Genomic DNA, 18,028 nt, shown 5'->3' with positions numbered 1-18,028 from the left:
GAGGCGGCAGCGCAGTTATCCGAGGGTCGTCAAACCCAAGCCTGCCAAATATCCGAAAAAGAAACCTGGGGAGCTTAACTGACTGGCATTAGGGCATGCCCGCTCCCACAATGACTGCGCGAGTTTCTAGCTTTTGGGCAGGACAATTGCCCTCACAAAGATCGTACAGGGGCCTGTTGCGCCAACCACAAGAAATGTTTATGCACAAGTAGCATTGACGACTTGCGCGAAAGGCATGCCGGATCGCTGCGCCGCTGGTCTTTGCGCAAACGCCTGTTTTTACTGGGCTTGACCTACAAGCAGGAATAAACCAAGCGCTTGAAATAGCGCTTGGCTCCAACAGGTAATCACAAGCTTGTTCACAGACTTATCCACAGGTTGTGCTGCGGCTAACGGTCGCGTTCGGCAAGGATCAAGAGGTTGCGCGGGGTCAGTGGATAGTCGCAGAACAACCCCAGCTGGACGTCGTAGCCTTGTTCTTCAAGGAACAGGGCGCGATCGAGTACCAGCCACAGCTCTAGAGGCCGACGGAACAGGTTGCGCACGCGTTCCAGGTTGCGTACCTCGGCCAGGCGTTGCCAGCCGGCAGCTTCCAGTGCTGCCCAGTCCAGATTGCCGTTCAGTGGCAGTTGCTTGAGATCGGCCAGGTCGCGGCAGTACTGCTCGAAGGGCTTTTCCAGCCAGGCGACCGGCAGTGACGGCGTCGGCAGGTATTCATCGCTCTGGCGCTGCTGGCGTTGCAGCAGGTCGAAGCCCAGGCGCCGGGCCATCGAGGTGTCGCGCTGGCGCCGCACGCGGGCGCCGGCAGTAACGGTTTCGCTCAGGGGCAGGCCCAGGTCGTCCAGCGACAGCTGCAGGCTGGACGCTTGCGCAGCTGTGGATAAAGCCTGGTACTGCTGCACTGCGATGCGGTTATAGCAGCAAGGCGCTACGGCCAGTTGCCGGCACCCTTGCTGGCTGGCCAGTTGCATCAGGCGTACATGCAGGTCGCCACAGGCGTGCAGGGCGACAACGCTCTTTGCACCATCAAGGTGGCGGGCACTGTCGTTGGCCATTACATCCTGGTGCACGTGCTGCGCTGGCAAGTGGTGGTGCGCGCTCAGGGCCTGGCCGGCGCTGACCAGTTCGGCGTCGTACTCCAGGCAGGTCAGCTGTTGGCCGGGTTGCAGCAGGCGGCGGCCGAGGTGGCCTTTGCCGGAGCACCAGTCCAGCCAGTGGCGGGGCTGGTCGCGGAAGGCCAGGTGGCTGGCGAAGGCTTCGATTTGCTGCCATTTGCGGCCGGGGACGGCGACGTCCAGGCGGTGGGCAGCGGGCGGCAGGTCGGTTGTCGGGAGGTTGCCGAGGGCTGATAGCTGATGGGCTTGCCGGGCCAGTTGCGGAAACGGGGCGGGCAAGTGGTCAGCTGCGTTGTCTGTTTCGGCGTCTGCCAAGGAGCATTGGCGCAGGTGGGCGGCTAGCTCGGGGTGGGTGGCTTCCCAGCCCAGGTGCAGGGTGGTGAAGGGGTGGGGTTTCCACAGCTGTTGGTGCTCGATCAGGAATTGGTCGAGGGCCTGGAAGCGGGGGGTTAGGTGGGGGCTGTGGAGGTGGTTGGGCATGGGGATGTGTGTGGTGGTTTGAGGGCCTCTTCGCGGGTGAACCCGCTCCTACACGGCCTGTTGTAGGAGCGGGTTTACCCGCGAAGAAGGCTAGGAGATGTCAGCGCCCTTGGCAGGCATCGACGCGCAACCAGCGCTCCAGCAGCTTGAAGCCTTGCACCAGCAGGAACGAGATCACCAGGTAGAACACCCCGGCAGCAAAGAAGATTTCCACCGGCAGGTAGGTGCGCGCAATGATGGTACGGGCCATGCCGGTCAGTTCCAGCAGGGTCACGGTACTGGCCAGGGCACTGGCCTTGAGCATCAGGATCACTTCGTTGCTGTACGCCGGCAGGCCGATGCGCGCAGCGCGCGGCAGCATGATGTAGAACAGCGCCTTGCCCCGCGACATGCCCAGCGCCCGTGCTGCCTCAATCTCACCCTTGGGAATAGACTGCAGCGCGCCACGCAGGATCTCGGCGATGTAGGCGGCGGTGTGCAGGGTCATGGTCAGCACCGTGCACCAGAACGGATCGCGCAGGTACGGCCACAGCGAGCTGGAGCGCACCGCATCGAACTGCGCCAAACCGTAATAGACCAGGAACAACTGCACCAGCAGCGGCGTGCCACGGAAGAAGAAGATGTAGCTGAACGGCACCGCGCGCACGTACCAGTGTCGCGAGGAGCGGGCGATGCCCAGCGGGATGGCCAGGATCAACCCGGCAACCACGGCAATGGCCACCAGTTCCAGGGTCAGGACCGCGCCCTCGGCCAGGCGTGGCAACCACTTGAAGATGACTTCCCAATTCATTATTCGGCCCTCGCAAAGCCGCGAGCGGCGCGTTTTTCCATGAAGTGCATACCGGCCATGGCGATAACGGTCAGGCTCAGGTAAATGCAGGCCGCAACCATATAGAAGGTGAACGGCTCCTTGGTTACGGTCACGCCGATTTGCGAGTGACGCATGATTTCTTCCAGGCCGATCACCGACACCAGCGCGGTGTCCTTCATCAGGATCATGAACAGGTTGCCGAGGCCGGGCAGGGCAATGCGCCACATCTGCGGCAAGATGATCCGCGACAGGATGCGGCCCTTGGACAGGCCCAGTGCCAGGCCTGCCTCACGGTGGCCCTTGGGGATCGCCAGGATGGCGCCACGGAATACTTCGGTGGCGTAGGCACCAAAGCACAGGCCCAGGGCGATTACACCTGCGGCAAAGGCGCTGAGTTCCAGGCCCGGCATGTTAAGGGCTTCGCCGAGGCTGTTCATCAACCCGACGGTGCCGAAATAGATAAGCAGAACCCACAGTAACTCGGGCACGCCGCGCACCAGGGTCGAGTAGAAACCGCCAAGCCATTGCAGCGGCTTGATCGCGGAGGTCTTGGCCAAGGCGCCAAGCAGGCCCAAGACCAGGCCCAGCAGCAAGGCGCAAAGCGCCAGTTTTACGGTCATCAGGGTGCCGGCCATCATGGCCGGACCGAATCCGTGCAGGTCGATATTCATGGGCAGGTCATTCTAGGGACTTGCGCGCCGCATGGGCGCGCAGGTCAGGGCGGGTCATTCGATGCTGAACGGGAAGTACTTGTCGTTGATCTTCTTGTACGTACCGTCTGCCTTGATTTCTGCCAGGGCTTTGTTCAAATCGTCGCGCAGCTTGGTGTCACCTTTGCGCACGGCAATGCCGATCTTGTCGCTGTCCAGCACCGGCTCGCCCTTGAACTCGAAGTTGGAGCCGTCTTTGCTCTTCAGCCACTCGTACTGCACGTACTTGTCGGCCAGGATGCCGTCGATGCGGCCGGAGACCAGGTCGAGGTAGGCGTTTTCCTGGGTGTCGTAGAGTTTGACGTCGACGCCCGGGAAGTTGTCTTCAAGGTAGGTGCCGGCCAGGGTGGCGCGCTGGGTACCGATAACCTTGCCTTTCAGCGACTCTTTGTCGGTCTTGAAGTCGACGTTCTTCGGTGCGATGAACTGCAGCTTGTTCGAGTAGTACGGTTCGGTGAAGTCGACGGCCTGCTTGCGCTCGTCGGTGATTGACAGCGACGACACCAGGAAGTCGAACTTCTTGGCGTTCAGGGCCGGGATGATGCCGTCCCAGTCGGAAGTGACGACCGAGCACTCGACTTTCATCTTGGCGCACAGGGCGTCGCCGATGTCTTTGTCGAAACCAACCACGTTACCGCTGGCATCCTTGTTGTTGAACGGTGGGTAGGCGGCTTCGATGCCCATGCGCAGTTTTTCTGCGGCCATGGCGTTTGCCGACATCACCAGCGTGGCAGCAGCTGCCAGGAGGAACTTCTTGTAAGTGTGCATGTATTGCTCCGTTAGCGGTGGCTGGACATGAATTGCTTGCAACGCGCCGAGGTCGGGCTTTCGAAGACCTGTTGCGGCGATCCCTGCTCTTCGACCAGGCCCTGGTGCAGGAAGACCACTTCGCTGGACACATGGCGGGCAAAGTTCATCTCGTGCGTTACCAGCAGCATGGTACGGCCTTCGTCGGCCAGTGCGCGGATAACGTTTAGCACTTCCTGGACCATTTCCGGGTCGAGTGCCGAAGTCGGCTCGTCGAACAGGATCACCTTGGGCTTCATGGCCAGGGTACGGGCAATGGCGGCACGCTGTTGCTGGCCACCGGAAAGCTGGGCGGGGTAGCTGTGGCGTTTGTCGTAGATGCCAACCTTGTTCAGCAGCGCCTCGGCGGCTTCGATGGCCTCGGCCTTGCTCTGGCCGAGCACACGGCGTGGCGCCTCGATGATGTTGTCGAGGATCGACATGTGCGGCCACAGGTTGAAGTTCTGGAAGACAAAGCCGATTTCGCTGCGCAGGCGGTTGATCTGGCGGTTGTCGGCGGCGATCAGGTCGCCGTTCTTGGCGGCCTTGAGCTTGAGGGCTTCGCCGGCCACCAGGATTTCGCCCTGGTGCGGGTTTTCGAGCAGGTTGATGCAGCGCAGCAGGGTGGACTTGCCGGAGCCGGACGACCCCAGGATGGAGATCACGTCACCGTCGCGAGCGGTCAGCGAAATACCCTTCAGAATTTCCTGCTCGCCGTAGCGTTTGTGCAGATTGCGGATTTCCAGCGCGGGCGTGGCCTGAGCCATGTGCGGTCCTCATGTGTTCGGGTGCGTTCCCAGCTGTTGGCGGCCTTCCTGGCGTGCGCCAAGCTAGCATAGCGGCATTATGACGGCCAACAGGGTCGCCGGGGACTCTGGGCACTGGCGGGGCAGTTTGTCGCATCGCTACAGCGTAACGTCGCGCAGATGTCCGCGAAGGTGTCGCCCAGCACCAGAGCCTTGATGAAAAAAGGCGCGATGGTGCCAGCTTTGGCCGGCTCATGGAAGCGGTTTTAGACCATTCGCGGCCCAAACCTGACCTCAAAGCCAAGCGCCCCCTGTAGGAGCGGGTTCACCCGCGAAGGCCCCAATGAGGTCTCAAGGTTGTACCCAAGGGTTGCACTTTCTTGCATTGCACTGGTGCACAGGTGTTACCGGGGAGCACCTTTGGTGCGTTTGTAAGTGGGTATTTCAGTAATCCGATGATTTGGCGACCTTTCGGTCACCGCTTGGCCGAAAGACCTCCAAACCGCGTGCTAAAAGGCCCGCAGAATTTTCTGACGAATGCATTCAGCACATGGCGCGCTAATTGCCAGTAGGAAACCGCCGATTGCAGCGACGCCTAGGCCAACCCTTGGCGCGCTCCGTAAACCGCAGTCGGAGTGGTCCACTCCTTACAAAGGTAGTTTTAATGAGCGGTAACAATTCCAATGACCTCGCTCAGGGGCTCAAACAACGGCATGTGACCATGCTGTCCATCGCTGGCGTCATCGGTGCCGGCCTGTTCGTTGGCTCCGGCCACGCCATTGCAGCTGCCGGCCCGGCCGTGCTGCTGGCTTATGCCGCCGCCGGTACGCTGGTCGTGCTGGTCATGCGCATGCTGGGTGAAATGGCGGTCGCTTCGCCTGACACCGGTTCGTTCTCTACCTATGCCGACCGCGCCATCGGGCGCTGGGCCGGTTTTACCATCGGCTGGCTGTACTGGTGGTTCTGGGTGTTGGTGATTCCGCTGGAGGCCAACGCCGCCGCAGCCATCCTGCATGCCTGGTTCCCTGCGGTTGACCTGTGGGCCTTCTCCCTCATCATTACCCTGGCGCTGACCCTGACCAACCTGTGCAGCGTGAAGAACTACGGTGAGTTCGAGTTCTGGTTCGCCTTGCTCAAGGTGCTGGCGATCATCGGCTTCATCGCCGTCGGCTGTGCGGCCATGTTCGGCTTTGTACCGAGCAGCCAGGTAAGCGGTGCCAGCCACCTGTTCGATACCCAAGGCTTCATGCCCAACGGCCTGGGCGCGGTGCTGGCAGCCATGCTGACCACCATGTTCTCGTTCATGGGCACCGAAATCGTCACCATCGCCGCTGCCGAGTCGAAGGACCCTGGCAAGCAGATCAGCCGTGCCACCAACTCGGTGATCTGGCGTATCTGCCTGTTCTACCTGGTGTCGATCTTCCTGGTCGTGGCCCTGGTACCGTGGAACGACCCGGCGCTGGCCGAAACCGGTTCCTACCAGACCGTGCTGAGCCGTATTGGCGTGCCGAATGCCAAGCTGATCGTCGACATCGTCGTGCTGATCGCCGTGACCAGCTGCCTGAACTCGGCGCTGTACACCTCGTCGCGTATGCTGTTCTCGCTGAGCAAGCGTGGTGACGCCCCGGCCATTGCCCAGCGCACCACCAAGGCGGCGACCCCGCATGTGGCGGTATTGTTGTCCACTGCAGCGGCGTTCCTTTGTGTGTTCGCCAACTTCGTGGCACCGGCCCAGGTGTTCGAGTTCCTGTTGGCCAGCTCTGGCGCCATCGCGCTGCTGGTGTACCTGGTGATTGCCATTTCGCAGCTGCGCATGCGTGCCCAGCGTGAAGCCCGTGGCGAGAAGATCACCTTCAAGATGTGGCTGTTCCCGGGCCTGACCTGGGCAACCATTGCCTTCATCGTCGCCATTCTGGTGGTGATGGCGCTGCGTGAGGACCACCGTGCGGAGATCATCGCGACTGCACTGCTGAGCATTGGCGTGGTGGCGGCTGGCTTGCTGGTGCATCGCAAGCGCGAAGCTGCTGGGCGGGTGGCGCTGGATAACTGATCCGCGTTGTCTGCAATGAAAAGGCCGCGTCCTGTGAAGGGCGCGGCCTTTTTTATTGCCTGTGCCGGCCTCTTCGCGGGTGAACCCGCTCCTACAACGGGCATCGCATGCCCTTATGCCTGCGGCGGCTTGCGTAGGAGCGGGTTTACCCGCGAAGAGGCCGTAACAGGTTACTTGGCCCTATCAGCCAAACTGCTTCTGTTGTTGCTGCTGCTTGGCCACAGCCTCCGAGGCCGCCACATAGGCCGCCTGGAACTCATCGCTCTCCAGCCAGGCCATGGTGGCCTCTTCGTCAGCGCCATCCAGCCATGCGCGGTAGGCGTTGAACACCAGCACTATGTAGTCGGTGGCGTGTTCTTCCTTGTGCCCCTTGAGCACCAGGGCCAGCAGCGGGTCGACCAGGAACACCGAGATCATCGGCACGAGGCCGCCGCCTTCCTGAGCTTCCTTCATCTTGATGAACATCGCGTCGTAGCTGCCCGACTCCATGGCCTTGTTGTACACCTGCTCGACACTGGCGCTGTCGCCTGCACTGGCCTTGACTGCCTGGCCGCTGCGTACCATGCGGTTCTGCTTGGCCTTGCTGGCGGCGCGCTTGGCGCGTTTCTGTTGCTTGGTAGGGGTGGCCATGGGGCAATCCTTGGGGGGCTGAAAAGTGCGCGTATTGAAGCGCAATTGCCCGAGAAACCCAAGCCGTGTGCTGAAGCAGTGCAGGCTGGTGCCATTTGATGAGGAGGCGTATCCAGATTATGCCCACAGCCTGCCCTGCGTAACTTCTCTCTCGCTGTCACCCATTTTTTTGGGGGCTCACTACGCCAAATCTGCGTTTGCAGAATGCGCACAATTGCGCTTAAGGAGAGAACCATGAAGCATTTCTATCTTGTAACCCTGTATGGCTCCGATGAGGAGGGTGACCTTTTCTATGCTACTGGCTTCGCCAAGTGCAACCAGCAGTCGATCACAAAGGCCGACATTCTCGCAATTATCGAAAAATCCAAAAAGGACAGTGAGTTTCCGCTGAACCTGCACAGTGTTTCCTATCTGGGTCACATGACAGAGGACGCTTTCGAGCATCTTCGTTCCATGTAGAACGAATAAGGTTTGCCCGCAGCCCGTCTTCAGGCTGCCGGCTGGGTGGCCTCGTCTTCTTCAAACCCGCGTGAAGCCCGGCCTACCAGCAGAGGGTCGGGTGCATGTGCCACCTGAGGGTTCTTGCCTGGGTAGTCCAGCGCATGCAGAAAATGCCGAATGCAGTTGATCCGCGCACGTTTCTTGTCGTCGGACTTGATCACCGTCCACGGCGCATCGGCAGTGTCGGTATGGAAGAACATCGCTTCCTTGGCACCGGTGTAGTCGTCCCATTTATCCAGCGACTTGATGTCGATGGGTGACAGCTTCCAGTGCTTGAGCGGGTCGTCGCGGCGCGAGATGAAGCGGCGCAGCTGCTCTTCGCGGTTCACCGAGAACCAGTACTTGAACAGCAGGATGCCGCTGTTGCACAGCATGCGCTCAAGGTCCGGCGCCTGGCGCATGAATTCCAGGTACTGCAGTGGCGTGCAGAAATCCATCACCTTCTCGACCCCGGCGCGGTTGTACCAGGAGCGGTCGAAGAACACCATTTCACCCGCCGTGGGCAGGTGCTGAATGTAGCGCTGGAAATACCACTGGCCCAGTTCGTGTTCGGAAGGCTTCTCCAGGGCAACGATGCGTGCGCCGCGTGGGTTGAGGTGCTCCATGAAGCGCTTGATGGTGCCGCCCTTGCCTGCGGCATCGCGCCCCTCGAACAGGATCACCACACGCTGGCCGGTTTCCTTCACCCAGCTTTGTACCTTCAGCAGCTCGATCTGCAGCGCGTGCTTGGCCTTTTCGTAGTCCTGGCGATTCAGGCGGGTGCTGTACGGATAACTGGCTGGTAGGCGGGCTCGAGTACTGTCTTCGTTACTGCCTTTAGGTGCAGTGGCAACTTCGAGGGCTGCAGGTTGCTGGCTGATGCTGGTGATCGTTGGCTCCGGCTTGCGCTGGCGTGGGCGGCGCGTGCGGGCTGAGGTGATGGCGGGTTCGCTGGGGGCGGGGAGCAGGAGGGGAGATTCTTCGCTCATGGCGGGCCTTGTAGGTCGATTCGGATATCCATCCACCACCTTAAGATCCGGCGAGTGCTGGCCATTTGATGCTGGTCAACTGCGTGCCCATAAACAGTTTGAAACAGCTACAAATTGGCTGTAGTGTGAACTGCGGTTTACATTTTTCCCATGCATACATTAATTCAAACCGAAACCTATCGAAGGTGGTTCTCTGCCTTGCGGGATTCGCGGGCGAAAGCCCGCATCAACGTCCGGTGCGCCGAGTTGAGCTTGGAGTGATGGGGGACTGTAAGCCGGTTGCTGAAGGGGTGTCCGAGTTGCGGATCGACTATGGTCCGGGCTATCGGGTGTACTTCGTTCAGCGAGGTTATGAAGTGATCATCCTCCTGGCGGGTGGCGATAAAGCTAGCCAGGCCAGAGATATCAAATCCGCTCTCAAGCTGGCTCGCGACCTCTAGGAGGCCATCATGACAAATATCAAACTGACCAAATGGGACGCTGTAGACCATTTGAAGACGGAAGAGGACATGGCTTTGTATCTTGAAGCCTGCCTGGAAGAAAACGACCCAACGTTGCTAGCTGCTGCCTTGGGTGATATCGCTCGTGCCCGTGGCATGGCTCAGTTGGCACGCGATACCGGGCTTACACGGGAAGGCTTGTACAAGGCGCTGTCTGCTGAAGGTAATCCGAGCCTGGCGACCATCATGAAAGTTATGGCGGCGCTTGGGGTGAGGCTTCATGCGGAGGTGTTGCCGCGCACTGTGGGATAAGGGCTGCTATTGGGTTTGGCAGCAAAATTGCTTGGCTGCCAAACCTCCAGCAAAAATTACCGACAACAAAAAACCCGCACTAGGCGGGTTTCTTGTTGTCGCTTCGGGTAACTTTGCAACCACCAGAAGCTTGAAGGTGGTGCCCAGAGACGGAGTCGAACCGCCGACACGAGGATTTTCAATCCTCTGCTCTACCGACTGAGCTATCTGGGCGACGAGGTGAATTAAATAGATTTTCTGACGGCCCGTCAACGACTTTTTGAAAAAATTTTAAATTAATTCCGTCGCTTACGATTCGTGGGGTCATTCCGAGGGTGGAACGTAGCCTTCCGCCTGGGCGTATTCTTCGCCAGCGAAAAACTTGTCCATCTCGGCCTGGAGGAATTTACGGTCCTCGGCGTTCATCATGTTCAGGCGCTTTTCGTTGATCAGCATGGTCTGGTGTTTCTTCCAGTCTTCCCAGGCTTTCTCCGAGATGTGGTCGAAGATGTCCTGGCCCTTGGCGCCGGGATAGGGTGGGCGTTCCAGGCCTGGCAGTTCTTCTTTGTACTTGCGGCACATCACGGTGCGGGTCATCGGGCGTCTCCTGCAATCAGTTCGTCGGCCGCGCGTTCAAGCAGCTTTTTCACCGGGGCGGCGAGGCCCAGGCGCGGCGGGGTGGCGAGGTTATACCAGAGCCAGTCGGCATCGGCCACGTGCTGGCCGACCGGGTCGACGCGCACCAGCCAGGGTTCGATCGCCAGCTGGAAGTGGCTGAAGGTGTGGGTCAGGCCGTCCATGGCGTGGCTGCCAGCCAGGCGCAGGCCGTGCTGGTAGGCCAGGTCATCGAGTTGGGCAATGTCGTCCAGCTCGGGCAGGCTCCACAAACCACCCCACAGGCCGCTGGACGGGCGGCGGTAAAGCAGGATGGCGCCTTCGTGGTTGGCCAGCAGTGGCATCAGCGTGCGCCGTTGTGGCAACGCCTTGCGCGGCTTGGGTTCGGGGTAGCGAGTCTCTTCGCCGTGCAGGTGGGCTTCGCAGCCGCGCTGCAGCGGGCAGATCAGGCAACTGGGCTTGCTGCGGGTACACAGCGTGGCACCCATGTCCATCATTGCCTGGGTGTAGTGGTTGGCGCGTTGCTGCGGGGTAAAACGCTCGGCTGTGGCCCACAGCTGGTTGGCCACCTTTGGCTCGCCGGGGTAGCCGGCCTGGGCGGTGTAGCGGGCCAGCACGCGCTTGACGTTGCCGTCGAGGATTGGCGCGCGGATGCCCATGCTGATGCTGGCGATGGCACCCGCCGTCGAGCGACCGATGCCAGGTAGCTCGGTGAGCTGCTCGACACTGCGCGGGAACTCACCGCCATGCTGCTCGACGACGATCTTCGCAGCCTTTTGCAGGTTACGCGCGCGGGTGTAGTAGCCCAGGCCCGTCCACAGGTGCAGTACTTCGTCCTCCGGCGCCTCGGCCAGGGCTTGCACGGTCGGCAGGGCCTGCATGAAGCGGTCGAAGTAGTTGAGCACGGTGCTGACCTGGGTCTGCTGCAACATGATTTCCGACACCCACACCCGGTACGGGTTGATGCCCTGTTGCCAGGGCAGGTCGTGCCGGCCGTGCTCGTCATACCAATCCAGCACAGCGCTGGAGAACTGCTCGGGGCTCATCGCTTGAACAGCCCCTTGAGCGCGTCTTTCAATTCCGGGCTCACTTTGTCTCCGAGTTTTTCATCAAGTTTTTCATCGATCTTGTCTTTCAGGCGGTCGCCGGCCAGCTTGGCGGCAACCTTGCCCAGGCCGTCCTGGTCCAGGCGGCAAGCCTTGGCGCCGAGCTCCAGCGGGCCGCGGCAGCGCAGTGGCACTTCAACGCCGACATAGCGCTCGTTAACCTGGCAGGCCGGGTCCGGCATGGCGCGCTGGTCGCCTTCGACGATCACGCCAACGTTGTAGTCCATGCCCAGCACACGCAGGTCGAGGTCGCCATGGCCGTTGACGGCCAGGCCCGGGATGCGCGCCTTGAGGTCCGGGTTGCTGGCAACGCCATTGCGTATTACCAGGCTGCCGCGCAGCTCCTGAAACGGGGTGTCCTTGCCGCGCGGCTCGCCATTGAGCGATTTGCGGTTCAGCGTGGCGATGGCCTGGCACAGCTGCTGTTCCAGGTTGGCATTGACCAGCACGCCATCGTTGATGGTGAAGTTTGCGCTGCCATTGAGCGTGTCCACCAGTGCCTTCTGGCTGTTACCGGTGGCGGTCAGATCACTGGTCAGGGTCAGCAGGCCCTTGACCGGAGGCGTCTGCTCCTTGCCTTCGGCCTTGATGAAGTGCTCTACCGGCACCCGCTGGATGTGGGTGTTCAAGCCCAGCTGCGGCACGGCAGGGCGCACGTCGACCGTGCCCTTGGTCTCGAAGGTGCCGTTGTACAGCCCGCCGCGCAGGGTTTGCAGGGTCAGCAGGCCGCCTTGGCCGATGGCCTTGAGCTGGGCGTCTTCGATCGGCAGCTTGTCCAGGGTCAGCGAACCGAAGGCCAGGTCAGCCTGCAGGTCGAGGGCACGCAGGCGGTCCACTGGCAGCAGCTTGTCGTCGCTCCAGGCTAACTGGGTCGGGGCGTTGGGCAGCGGTGTGCTGCCGGCCACAGCGCTGGCCTCTTGTTGCTTGACCTCGGCCTGGCGCGCGGCCGTAGCGCCCTTGGCCTCTTCGCTCTTGGCCGGCAGGTAGCGGTCGGCGTCGAAGGTATCGCCTTTGAGCTGCAGGCGCAGGGCCTGCTTGGCAAAGTCCTCGACGGCCACGCGGCCACTGAAGGTGCTGTCGTCCAGCTTCACCGCCAGGTCTTCCAGGGCCAGGCTGTTTGGCGTGCCTTGCAGGCGGGTGACCAGCTCCAGCTTGGCGAAGGCCGCCGGGTCGTTGCTGGCCGGCAGCGGGCGGCCAATGCTGTCGAGGAAGGTGCGCAGGTTGAACTGGGCGATGGACAGGCCGCCGCTCAGCTGTGGCGCCTTGTCCAGGTCACGCAGGTTCAGCTCGCCGAGGGCGCGCAGCTGGTTGGCCGAGACTTTCAGGCCACTCCACGAGGCGACATTGGCGGCCAGGTCGACCAGCAGCTGGCCCTGGGCGGCGAAGGTCACGGTCTTGCCGCCGGTTGGTTCACCAGAAGTTTCGCCCGACAGGCGCATGTCTTCGAAGTTGTAGCGCTTGAGCTTGCGGTCAAAGCGCAGTTCGCCGGCCAGCTCGGTACGGGCCTTGATGTTCGGCTGGCTGGCGCTGATGAAGGCGCTGGCCTTGAGCGGGATGTTGGCGCCTTCGTGGACCGGGCCGGTGCTCAGCTGGATGCTCTCGGCGCTGTAGCTTTGGCCGGTCTTGGCATCGGTGTACTGCACGCGGGCGTTGTTCACGGTCAGGCTGTCGATGTCCAGCTTGACGGCACGGTCGTTGCCATCGGCGGTTGCAGGCTTCTGCTCGGCAGGCGCCTGGGCCGGTGCGTCGGCGGCTGCGTCGTTTTGCGCGGGCAATGGCTTGCCGATGTCTTCCCAGTTGCCATGGCCTTGTTCGTCGCGGGCCAGGGTCAGGTTCAGGCCTTCGACGCGTACGTCGCTCATCTGCACTTCGCGGCGCAGTAATGGCAGCACACGCACTGACAAGCCGAGCATCTGCAGGTCGGCGAACGGTTCCTTGGGTTTGTTCAAGGTCGCAATGCTGGCTTCGTGCAGCTCCAGGCCCAGCCAAGGGAACAGGCTCCAGCCGATGTCACCGTTGAGGGTCAGCTCCACATGAGCCTTGTCACGCGCCAGTTGGCGAATCTCGTCTTTGTAGTCGTTGGGATCGAAGAGGTGGGTCAGGGCGAAGCCCAGCGCCACGATGATCAGCAGCAACCCGAGAAGCCCCAGTCCCAGGATTTTGCCGAACGCTTTCATGGGCGAGTCCTTGTAGTCCGATTTTGGAATTCAAGCGGCAGAGTATAGCGCCGCCGTGTATGCCCCTGCGTATTCGACCAGAGATACAGGGCATTTCCTACGTTTGCAGCAGAGGGTACGGCTTTCGACAGCCATGTTTTTGCTTGTTCCGAATGTTTGCCTGTGATGGCCCTTTCGCGGGTAAACCCGCTCCCACAGGTACACCTCAGGCCTGGAAGACAGTGGGACCCTGTGGGAGCGGGTTCACCCGCGAAAGGGCCATCACAGGCAACATGACCGTTTCAGCCGAGCACAAATTAACGATATCAGATTGCTTTCACGCTACTTGATGCTGCTACCCTTGCGCCGCTTTGCCTGCACCCTCCCTATAAGAAGGATCAGATCCATGAGCAGTACCGTCACGGCGGGGGGCTTGGCCAGTGCGCCAGGCTTCCTGTCCAAGGAGCGCATCATTGCCCGGCCGGGCTTCAACCGCTGGCTGGTCCCGCCGGCCGCCCTGGCCATCCACCTGTGCATCGGCATGGCCTACGGCTTCTCGGTGTTCTGGTTGCCTTTGTCGCAAGCACTCGGCATTACCGCCCCGGTCGCCTGCGCAGCGGACATGGGCTTCTTGGCCCGTATGTTCAGTGCCGAATGCGACTGGCCGATCTCGATGCTGAGCTGGATCTACACCTTGTTCTTCGTGTTCCTCGGTTGCTCGGCGGCTGTGCTGGGCGGTTGGCTGGAACACGCCGGCCCGCGCAAGGCAGGCCTGGTGTCGGCGCTGTGCTGGTGCGGGGGCATGCTGATCTCGGCGATTGGCGTAAAAACCCATCAACTGTGGCTGATGTGGCTAGGTTCCGGCGTGATCGGCGGTATCGGCTTGGGCCTTGGCTATATCTCGCCAGTGTCGACCCTGATCAAGTGGTTCCCGGACAAGCGCGGCATGGCCACCGGCATGGCAATCATGGGCTTCGGCGGCGGGGCCATGGTGGGTGCACCGCTGGCCACTGCGCTGATGGGGCATTTTGGCAACGAGCACGAAGTGGGCGTATGGCAGAGCTTCGTCGCCATGGCGGCGATCTACTTCGTGTTCATGACTGCAGGCGCTCTGGCGTATCGCGTGCCGCCGACCGGTTGGAAGCCTGAAGGCTGGACTGCCCCGGTGAAAAAGGCCGGCAACACCATGGTTACAGACCGCCACGTGCACGTCAGCGTGGCCTGGAAGACTCCGCAGTTTGCGCTGATCTGGCTGGTGCTGTGCCTGAACGTGTCGGCGGGCATCGGTATTCTCGGCATGGCCTCGCCGCTGCTGCAGGAAGTGTTCGCTGGCAAATTGCTGGGCAACGAACTGACCTTCAGCGAGTTGAATACTGCCCAGCTGGCGCAGATTGCCGCAATCGCTGCCGGTTTCACCGGCCTGCTGAGCCTGTTCAACATTGGCGGGCGGTTCTTCTGGGCGTCGTTCTCCGATTACATCGGCCGCAAGAACACCTACTTCGCCTTCTTCGCCTTGGGTGTGGGCCTGTACAGCATGGTGCCGAACATGGGGCACCTGGGTAATGTGGCGCTGTTCGTGGCGGCGTTCTGCATCATCCTGTCGATGTATGGTGGTGGCTTTGCCACGGTGCCGGCGTACCTGGCCGACCTGTTCGGTACGCAGATGGTCGGTGCCATTCATGGTCGTTTGCTGACGGCCTGGGCGGCGGCGGGGGTGCTGGGGCCGGTGTTGATCACCTACCTGCGCGAGTATCAACTGGCAGCGGGTGTGGAGCGGGCGGCAGCTTATGACATGACCTTGTACATCCTTGCCGGCCTTCTGGTGCTGGGCTTTATCTGCAACATGCTGGTGCGGCCGGTTGCGGATAAACACTTCATGAGCGATGCCGAGCTGGCGGCCGAGCGGGCGCTGAGCCATGACAAGGGCGCCGATGGGGCGCGCTCGCTGGAGTGGAAAGCGGCGCCGGGCAGCCTGCCGCTGGTGCTGCTGGCCTGGGCGGTGGTGGTTGTGCCGTTGGCCTGGGGGGTGTGGATTACCCTGCAGAAGACGGCAGTGCTGTTCCATTGAGGTAATCCTGGGATGGCCAGTGGGGGCGCTTTGCGCCCCTTTCGCGATTGTAGGAGCGGGCTTGCCCGCGAAGAAGGTGACGCGGTGTATGGCACCGGCGTTGCCGGTGTTCGCGGGCAAGCCCGCTCCTACAGCGCGTTGGGTGGCAGCCCCAATTACCCAGTTGTATAGACCTGTAACGGCATTCGCCCCCCGCAATCGCTTGCTTTGCCATATGTCATCCGCGTTTCAAGCTGGCGCGTTCTGGGCCTATAATGGAGCCCTTTTCGCCCAATGATTTTGCGGAGCTGGTGATGGTCGAACGTAAGGCTTCCGTCGAGCGCAATACCCTGGAAACCCAGGTCAAGTGCTCGATCAACCTCGATGGCAGTGGCAAGGCCCGATTCGATATCGGTGTGCCTTTCCTTGAACACATGCTGGACCAGATTGCCCGCCATGGGCTGATCGATCTGGATATCGAGTGCAAGGGTGACACGCATATCGACGATCACCATACCGTCGAAGACGTTGGTATCACCCTGGGCATGGCATTCGCCCAGGCCATCGGTGACAAGAAAGGCATCTTCCGCTACGGTCACGCCTACGTGCCGCTGGACGAAGCGCTGTCGCGCGTGGTCATCGACTTCTCCGGTCGCCCGGGCCTGCAGATGCACGTGCCGTACACCCGTGCCAGCGTCGGTGGCTTCGATGTCGACCTGTTCCAGGAGTTCTTCCAGGGCTTTGTCAACCACGCCCTGGTGACGCTGCACATCGACAACCTGCGTGGCCACAACACCCACCACCAGATCGAAACCGTGTTCAAGGCTTTCGGCCGCGCCCTGCGCATGGCTGTCACCCTCGACGAGCGCATGGCCGGCCAGATGCCGTCCACCAAAGGGTGCCTGTAAATGCAGACGGTAGCCGTAATCGACTATGGCATGGGCAACCTGCACTCGGTGGCCAAGGCGCTTGAGCACGTAGGTGCCGGTAAAGTGCTGGTCACCAGCGATGCTGCGGTGATCCGCGAGGCCGACCGTGTGGTGTTCCCGGGCGTGGGCGCGATTCGCGACTGCATGGCTGAAATCCGTCGCCTGGGCTTCGACAGCCTGGTACGCGAAGTCAGCCAGGACCGCCCGTTCCTCGGCATCTGCGTGGGTATGCAGGCGCTGCTTGAACACAGCGAAGAAAACGACGGCGTCGACTGCATCGGCCTGTTCCCCGGCCAGGTGCGCTTCTTCGGCAAAGACCTGAAAGAAGACGGCGAGCACCTGAAGGTGCCGCACATGGGCTGGAACGAAGTTGGCCAGACCATCGACCACCCGCTGTGGCACGACATCCCTGACCGTGCGCGCTTCTACTTCGTGCACAGCTACTACATCAATGCCGGCAAGCCGGGCCAGGTGGTCGGCCGCGGCCACTATGGCGTCGATTTCGCCGCTGCGCTGGCAGATGGCTCGCGCTTTGCCGTGCAGTTCCACCCGGAGAAGAGCCATACCCATGGCCTGCAGCTGCTGCAGAACTTCGTCGCCTGGGACGGGCGCTGGTAAATGAGCAGGTCGAAGACCAAGGCCCCGGTCATCACCCTGGCCCCCGAGCAGGAGCGCGAAGCGCTCGACACACTCAAGCGCTTCCTCGAAGACCGTTTCGAGCTGGAGCTGGGGTCGTTCGAGGTGGCCGAGGTCCTAGAGCTGTTCAGCAAAGAAATTGCACCCCTTTACTACAACAGGGCGATTGCCGATGTTCAGCTGCACCTCAAGGAGCGGTTCGAGAGCATCGAAAGTGATCTGTGGGCGCTCGAAAAGCCCTGAAACCCCAAGAACAGACAGGTTCCCAAGATGCTGATTATCCCCGCTATCGATCTGAAGGACGGTGCCTGCGTGCGCCTGCGCCAGGGCCGTATGGAAGACTCCACGGTATTTTCCGACGACCCGGTGAGCATGGCCGCCAAGTGGGTCGAGGGTGGCTGCCGCCGCCTGCACCTGGTTGACCTCAACGGCGCCTTCGAAGGCCAGCCGGTCAACGGTGAGGTGGTTACCGCCATCGCCAAGCGCTACCCGAACCTGCCGATCCAGATCGGCGGTGGCATTCGTTCGCTGGAAACCATCGAACACTACGTCAAGGCCGGCGTCAGCTACGTGATCATCGGCACCAAGGCGGTCAAGCAGCCAGAGTTCGTTGCCGAAGCGTGCAAGGCCTTCCCGGGCAAGGTCATCGTTGGCCTGGACGCCAAGGACGGCTTTGTCGCTACCGACGGCTGGGCTGAAGTGAGCTCGGTGCAGGTCATCGACCTGGCCAAACGTTTCGAGGCCGATGGTGTCTCGGCGATCGTCTACACCGACATCGCCAAGGACGGCATGATGCAGGGCTGCAACGTGCCGTTCACCAAGGCCTTGGCCGAAGCCACACGCATCCCGGTAATCGCCTCGGGCGGCATCCACAACCTGGGTGACATCAAGGCCCTGCTGGACGCCAAGGCCCCGGGCATCATCGGCGCCATCACCGGCCGTGCCATCTACGAAGGCACCCTCGACGTCGCCGAGGCCCAGGCCTTCTGCGACAACTACCAAGGCTGAGGA

The 18,028-nt window shown here is 61.5% G+C and carries 18 protein-coding genes, 1 tRNA gene and 1 pseudogene; 9 read left to right on the top strand and 11 right to left on the bottom strand.

Annotation, left to right across the window (positions count from 1 at the left end; genetic code table 11):
- Nucleotides 1-389: 389 nt before the first annotated feature.
- From ACIP1G_RS14765 to ACIP1G_RS14745, 5 genes are all read right to left on the bottom strand, one after another.
- Entirely contained in the window at nt 390-1,595 is a 1,206-nt protein-coding gene (locus ACIP1G_RS14765; RefSeq protein WP_400738151.1) for a methyltransferase, read from the bottom strand.
- Nucleotides 1,596-1,695: 100 nt separating this feature from the next.
- Nucleotides 1,696-2,385, bottom strand: a complete 690-nt coding sequence (locus ACIP1G_RS14760) for an ABC transporter permease (RefSeq protein ID WP_016497592.1) — start codon at nt 2,383-2,385, stop codon at nt 1,696-1,698.
- Complete coding sequence (locus ACIP1G_RS14755) at nt 2,385-3,077, bottom strand: ABC transporter permease (RefSeq protein ID WP_346643170.1); 693 nt, start codon at nt 3,075-3,077, stop codon at nt 2,385-2,387. Before ACIP1G_RS14755 ends, ACIP1G_RS14760 begins: the two co-directional genes overlap by 1 nt.
- A gap of 54 nt (nt 3,078-3,131) precedes the next feature.
- Nucleotides 3,132-3,884 carry an ABC transporter substrate-binding protein gene (locus ACIP1G_RS14750; protein WP_400738147.1) on the bottom strand — a complete coding sequence of 251 codons (753 nt, stop codon included), beginning with the start codon at nt 3,882-3,884 and terminating at the stop codon, nt 3,132-3,134.
- 11 nt (nt 3,885-3,895) lie between these two features.
- Nucleotides 3,896-4,669, bottom strand: coding sequence for an ABC transporter ATP-binding protein (locus tag ACIP1G_RS14745; RefSeq protein WP_400616789.1), 774 nt, complete (start codon nt 4,667-4,669; stop codon nt 3,896-3,898).
- A gap of 643 nt (nt 4,670-5,312) precedes the next feature.
- Between ACIP1G_RS14745 and gabP the strand changes: the two genes are divergently transcribed.
- Complete coding sequence (gabP, locus tag ACIP1G_RS14740) at nt 5,313-6,698, top strand: GABA permease (protein ID WP_201203356.1); 1,386 nt, start codon at nt 5,313-5,315, stop codon at nt 6,696-6,698.
- 183 nt (nt 6,699-6,881) lie between these two features.
- On the opposite strand, the gene ACIP1G_RS14735 is transcribed toward gabP, so the two are convergent.
- Nucleotides 6,882-7,328, bottom strand: a complete 447-nt coding sequence (locus ACIP1G_RS14735) for a hypothetical protein (protein ID WP_400738144.1) — start codon at nt 7,326-7,328, stop codon at nt 6,882-6,884.
- A gap of 234 nt (nt 7,329-7,562) precedes the next feature.
- Between ACIP1G_RS14735 and ACIP1G_RS14730 the strand changes: the two genes are divergently transcribed.
- Nucleotides 7,563-7,787, top strand: coding sequence for a hypothetical protein (locus ACIP1G_RS14730; protein WP_400738142.1), 225 nt, complete (start codon nt 7,563-7,565; stop codon nt 7,785-7,787).
- A gap of 29 nt (nt 7,788-7,816) precedes the next feature.
- Here ACIP1G_RS14730 and ppk2 read toward each other — a convergent pair whose 3' ends face one another.
- Complete coding sequence (ppk2, locus tag ACIP1G_RS14725) at nt 7,817-8,797, bottom strand: polyphosphate kinase 2 (protein WP_400738139.1); 981 nt, start codon at nt 8,795-8,797, stop codon at nt 7,817-7,819.
- 150 nt (nt 8,798-8,947) lie between these two features.
- Between ppk2 and ACIP1G_RS14720 the strand changes: the two are divergent.
- Together ACIP1G_RS14720 and ACIP1G_RS14715 are read left to right on the top strand one after the other, a co-directional pair.
- A pseudogene (locus tag ACIP1G_RS14720) lies at nt 8,948-9,237 on the top strand (type II toxin-antitoxin system RelE/ParE family toxin).
- A 9-nt stretch (nt 9,238-9,246) separates the two neighbouring features.
- Complete coding sequence (locus ACIP1G_RS14715) at nt 9,247-9,549, top strand: addiction module antidote protein (RefSeq protein ID WP_400738137.1); 303 nt, start codon at nt 9,247-9,249, stop codon at nt 9,547-9,549.
- A gap of 137 nt (nt 9,550-9,686) precedes the next feature.
- On the opposite strand, the gene ACIP1G_RS14710 is transcribed toward ACIP1G_RS14715, so the two are convergent.
- The 4 genes from ACIP1G_RS14710 to ACIP1G_RS14695 all read right to left on the bottom strand — a co-directional run bounded on the left by ACIP1G_RS14710 (nt 9,687) and on the right by ACIP1G_RS14695 (nt 13,426).
- Nucleotides 9,687-9,762 (bottom strand) — tRNA-Phe (locus ACIP1G_RS14710).
- A 90-nt stretch (nt 9,763-9,852) separates the two neighbouring features.
- Complete coding sequence (locus ACIP1G_RS14705) at nt 9,853-10,125, bottom strand: oxidative damage protection protein (protein WP_400738135.1); 273 nt, start codon at nt 10,123-10,125, stop codon at nt 9,853-9,855.
- Entirely contained in the window at nt 10,122-11,189 is a 1,068-nt protein-coding gene (gene mutY / locus ACIP1G_RS14700; protein ID WP_400738132.1) for an A/G-specific adenine glycosylase, read from the bottom strand. Before mutY ends, ACIP1G_RS14705 begins: the two co-directional genes overlap by 4 nt.
- On the bottom strand, nt 11,186-13,426 hold the full coding sequence (locus ACIP1G_RS14695; protein WP_400738130.1) for an AsmA family protein: 2,241 nt from the start codon (nt 13,424-13,426) through the stop codon (nt 11,186-11,188). The genes mutY and ACIP1G_RS14695 overlap by 4 nt, the downstream gene beginning before the upstream one ends.
- Nucleotides 13,427-13,811: 385 nt before the next feature.
- On the opposite strand from ACIP1G_RS14695, the gene ACIP1G_RS14690 reads away from it, so the two are divergent.
- The 5 genes from ACIP1G_RS14690 (at nt 13,812) to hisA (ending at nt 18,025) form a co-directional block, all read left to right on the top strand.
- Nucleotides 13,812-15,473 (top strand): OFA family MFS transporter, encoded by a 1,662-nt coding sequence (locus tag ACIP1G_RS14690; protein WP_400738127.1) that lies wholly within the window; start codon nt 13,812-13,814, stop codon nt 15,471-15,473.
- Nucleotides 15,474-15,766: 293 nt separating this feature from the next.
- On the top strand, nt 15,767-16,360 hold the full coding sequence (hisB, locus tag ACIP1G_RS14685) for an imidazoleglycerol-phosphate dehydratase HisB (RefSeq protein WP_009682881.1): 594 nt from the start codon (nt 15,767-15,769) through the stop codon (nt 16,358-16,360).
- Entirely contained in the window at nt 16,361-16,999 is a 639-nt protein-coding gene (hisH, locus tag ACIP1G_RS14680) for an imidazole glycerol phosphate synthase subunit HisH (RefSeq protein WP_016714499.1), read from the top strand.
- The gene (locus tag ACIP1G_RS14675; RefSeq protein ID WP_400738123.1) at nt 17,000-17,260 is read left to right on the top strand and encodes a DUF2164 domain-containing protein; all 261 of its coding nucleotides are present in this window, start codon (nt 17,000-17,002) and stop codon (nt 17,258-17,260) included. It abuts the gene before it with no gap.
- Between the two features lie 27 nt (nt 17,261-17,287).
- Entirely contained in the window at nt 17,288-18,025 is a 738-nt protein-coding gene (gene hisA / locus ACIP1G_RS14670) for a 1-(5-phosphoribosyl)-5-[(5-phosphoribosylamino)methylideneamino]imidazole-4-carboxamide isomerase (RefSeq protein WP_003255731.1), read from the top strand.
- The last annotated feature ends 3 nt before the right edge of the window (nt 18,026-18,028 follow it).

The sequence above is a fragment of the Pseudomonas sp. NPDC089392 genome (genome assembly GCF_044749595.1).
In the GTDB taxonomy this organism is placed as follows: domain Bacteria; phylum Pseudomonadota; class Gammaproteobacteria; order Pseudomonadales; family Pseudomonadaceae; genus Aquipseudomonas.
Note: the sequence above shows the minus strand (reverse complement) of the source record. Positions and strands in the feature narration are given on the sequence as shown.

Excerpts from the sequence above, each read along its gene's own strand:
- ACIP1G_RS14765 (WP_400738151.1), bottom strand. The coding sequence starts at position 1,595 with ATGCCCAACCACCTCCACAGCCCCCACCTAACCCCCCGCTTCCAGGCC.
- ACIP1G_RS14760 (WP_016497592.1), bottom strand. The coding sequence starts at position 2,385 with ATGAATTGGGAAGTCATCTTCAAGTGGTTGCCACGCCTGGCCGAGGGC.
- ACIP1G_RS14755 (WP_346643170.1), bottom strand. The coding sequence starts at position 3,077 with ATGAATATCGACCTGCACGGATTCGGTCCGGCCATGATGGCCGGCACC.
- ACIP1G_RS14750 (WP_400738147.1), bottom strand. The coding sequence starts at position 3,884 with ATGCACACTTACAAGAAGTTCCTCCTGGCAGCTGCTGCCACGCTGGTG.
- ACIP1G_RS14745 (WP_400616789.1), bottom strand. The coding sequence starts at position 4,669 with ATGGCTCAGGCCACGCCCGCGCTGGAAATCCGCAATCTGCACAAACGC.
- gabP (WP_201203356.1), top strand. The coding sequence starts at position 5,313 with ATGAGCGGTAACAATTCCAATGACCTCGCTCAGGGGCTCAAACAACGG.
- ACIP1G_RS14735 (WP_400738144.1), bottom strand. The coding sequence starts at position 7,328 with ATGGCCACCCCTACCAAGCAACAGAAACGCGCCAAGCGCGCCGCCAGC.
- ACIP1G_RS14730 (WP_400738142.1), top strand. The coding sequence starts at position 7,563 with ATGAAGCATTTCTATCTTGTAACCCTGTATGGCTCCGATGAGGAGGGT.
- ppk2 (WP_400738139.1), bottom strand. The coding sequence starts at position 8,797 with ATGAGCGAAGAATCTCCCCTCCTGCTCCCCGCCCCCAGCGAACCCGCC.
- ACIP1G_RS14715 (WP_400738137.1), top strand. The coding sequence starts at position 9,247 with ATGACAAATATCAAACTGACCAAATGGGACGCTGTAGACCATTTGAAG.
- ACIP1G_RS14705 (WP_400738135.1), bottom strand. The coding sequence starts at position 10,125 with ATGACCCGCACCGTGATGTGCCGCAAGTACAAAGAAGAACTGCCAGGC.
- mutY (WP_400738132.1), bottom strand. The coding sequence starts at position 11,189 with ATGAGCCCCGAGCAGTTCTCCAGCGCTGTGCTGGATTGGTATGACGAG.
- ACIP1G_RS14695 (WP_400738130.1), bottom strand. The coding sequence starts at position 13,426 with ATGAAAGCGTTCGGCAAAATCCTGGGACTGGGGCTTCTCGGGTTGCTG.
- ACIP1G_RS14690 (WP_400738127.1), top strand. The coding sequence starts at position 13,812 with ATGAGCAGTACCGTCACGGCGGGGGGCTTGGCCAGTGCGCCAGGCTTC.
- hisB (WP_009682881.1), top strand. The coding sequence starts at position 15,767 with ATGGTCGAACGTAAGGCTTCCGTCGAGCGCAATACCCTGGAAACCCAG.
- hisH (WP_016714499.1), top strand. The coding sequence starts at position 16,361 with ATGCAGACGGTAGCCGTAATCGACTATGGCATGGGCAACCTGCACTCG.
- ACIP1G_RS14675 (WP_400738123.1), top strand. The coding sequence starts at position 17,000 with ATGAGCAGGTCGAAGACCAAGGCCCCGGTCATCACCCTGGCCCCCGAG.
- hisA (WP_003255731.1), top strand. The coding sequence starts at position 17,288 with ATGCTGATTATCCCCGCTATCGATCTGAAGGACGGTGCCTGCGTGCGC.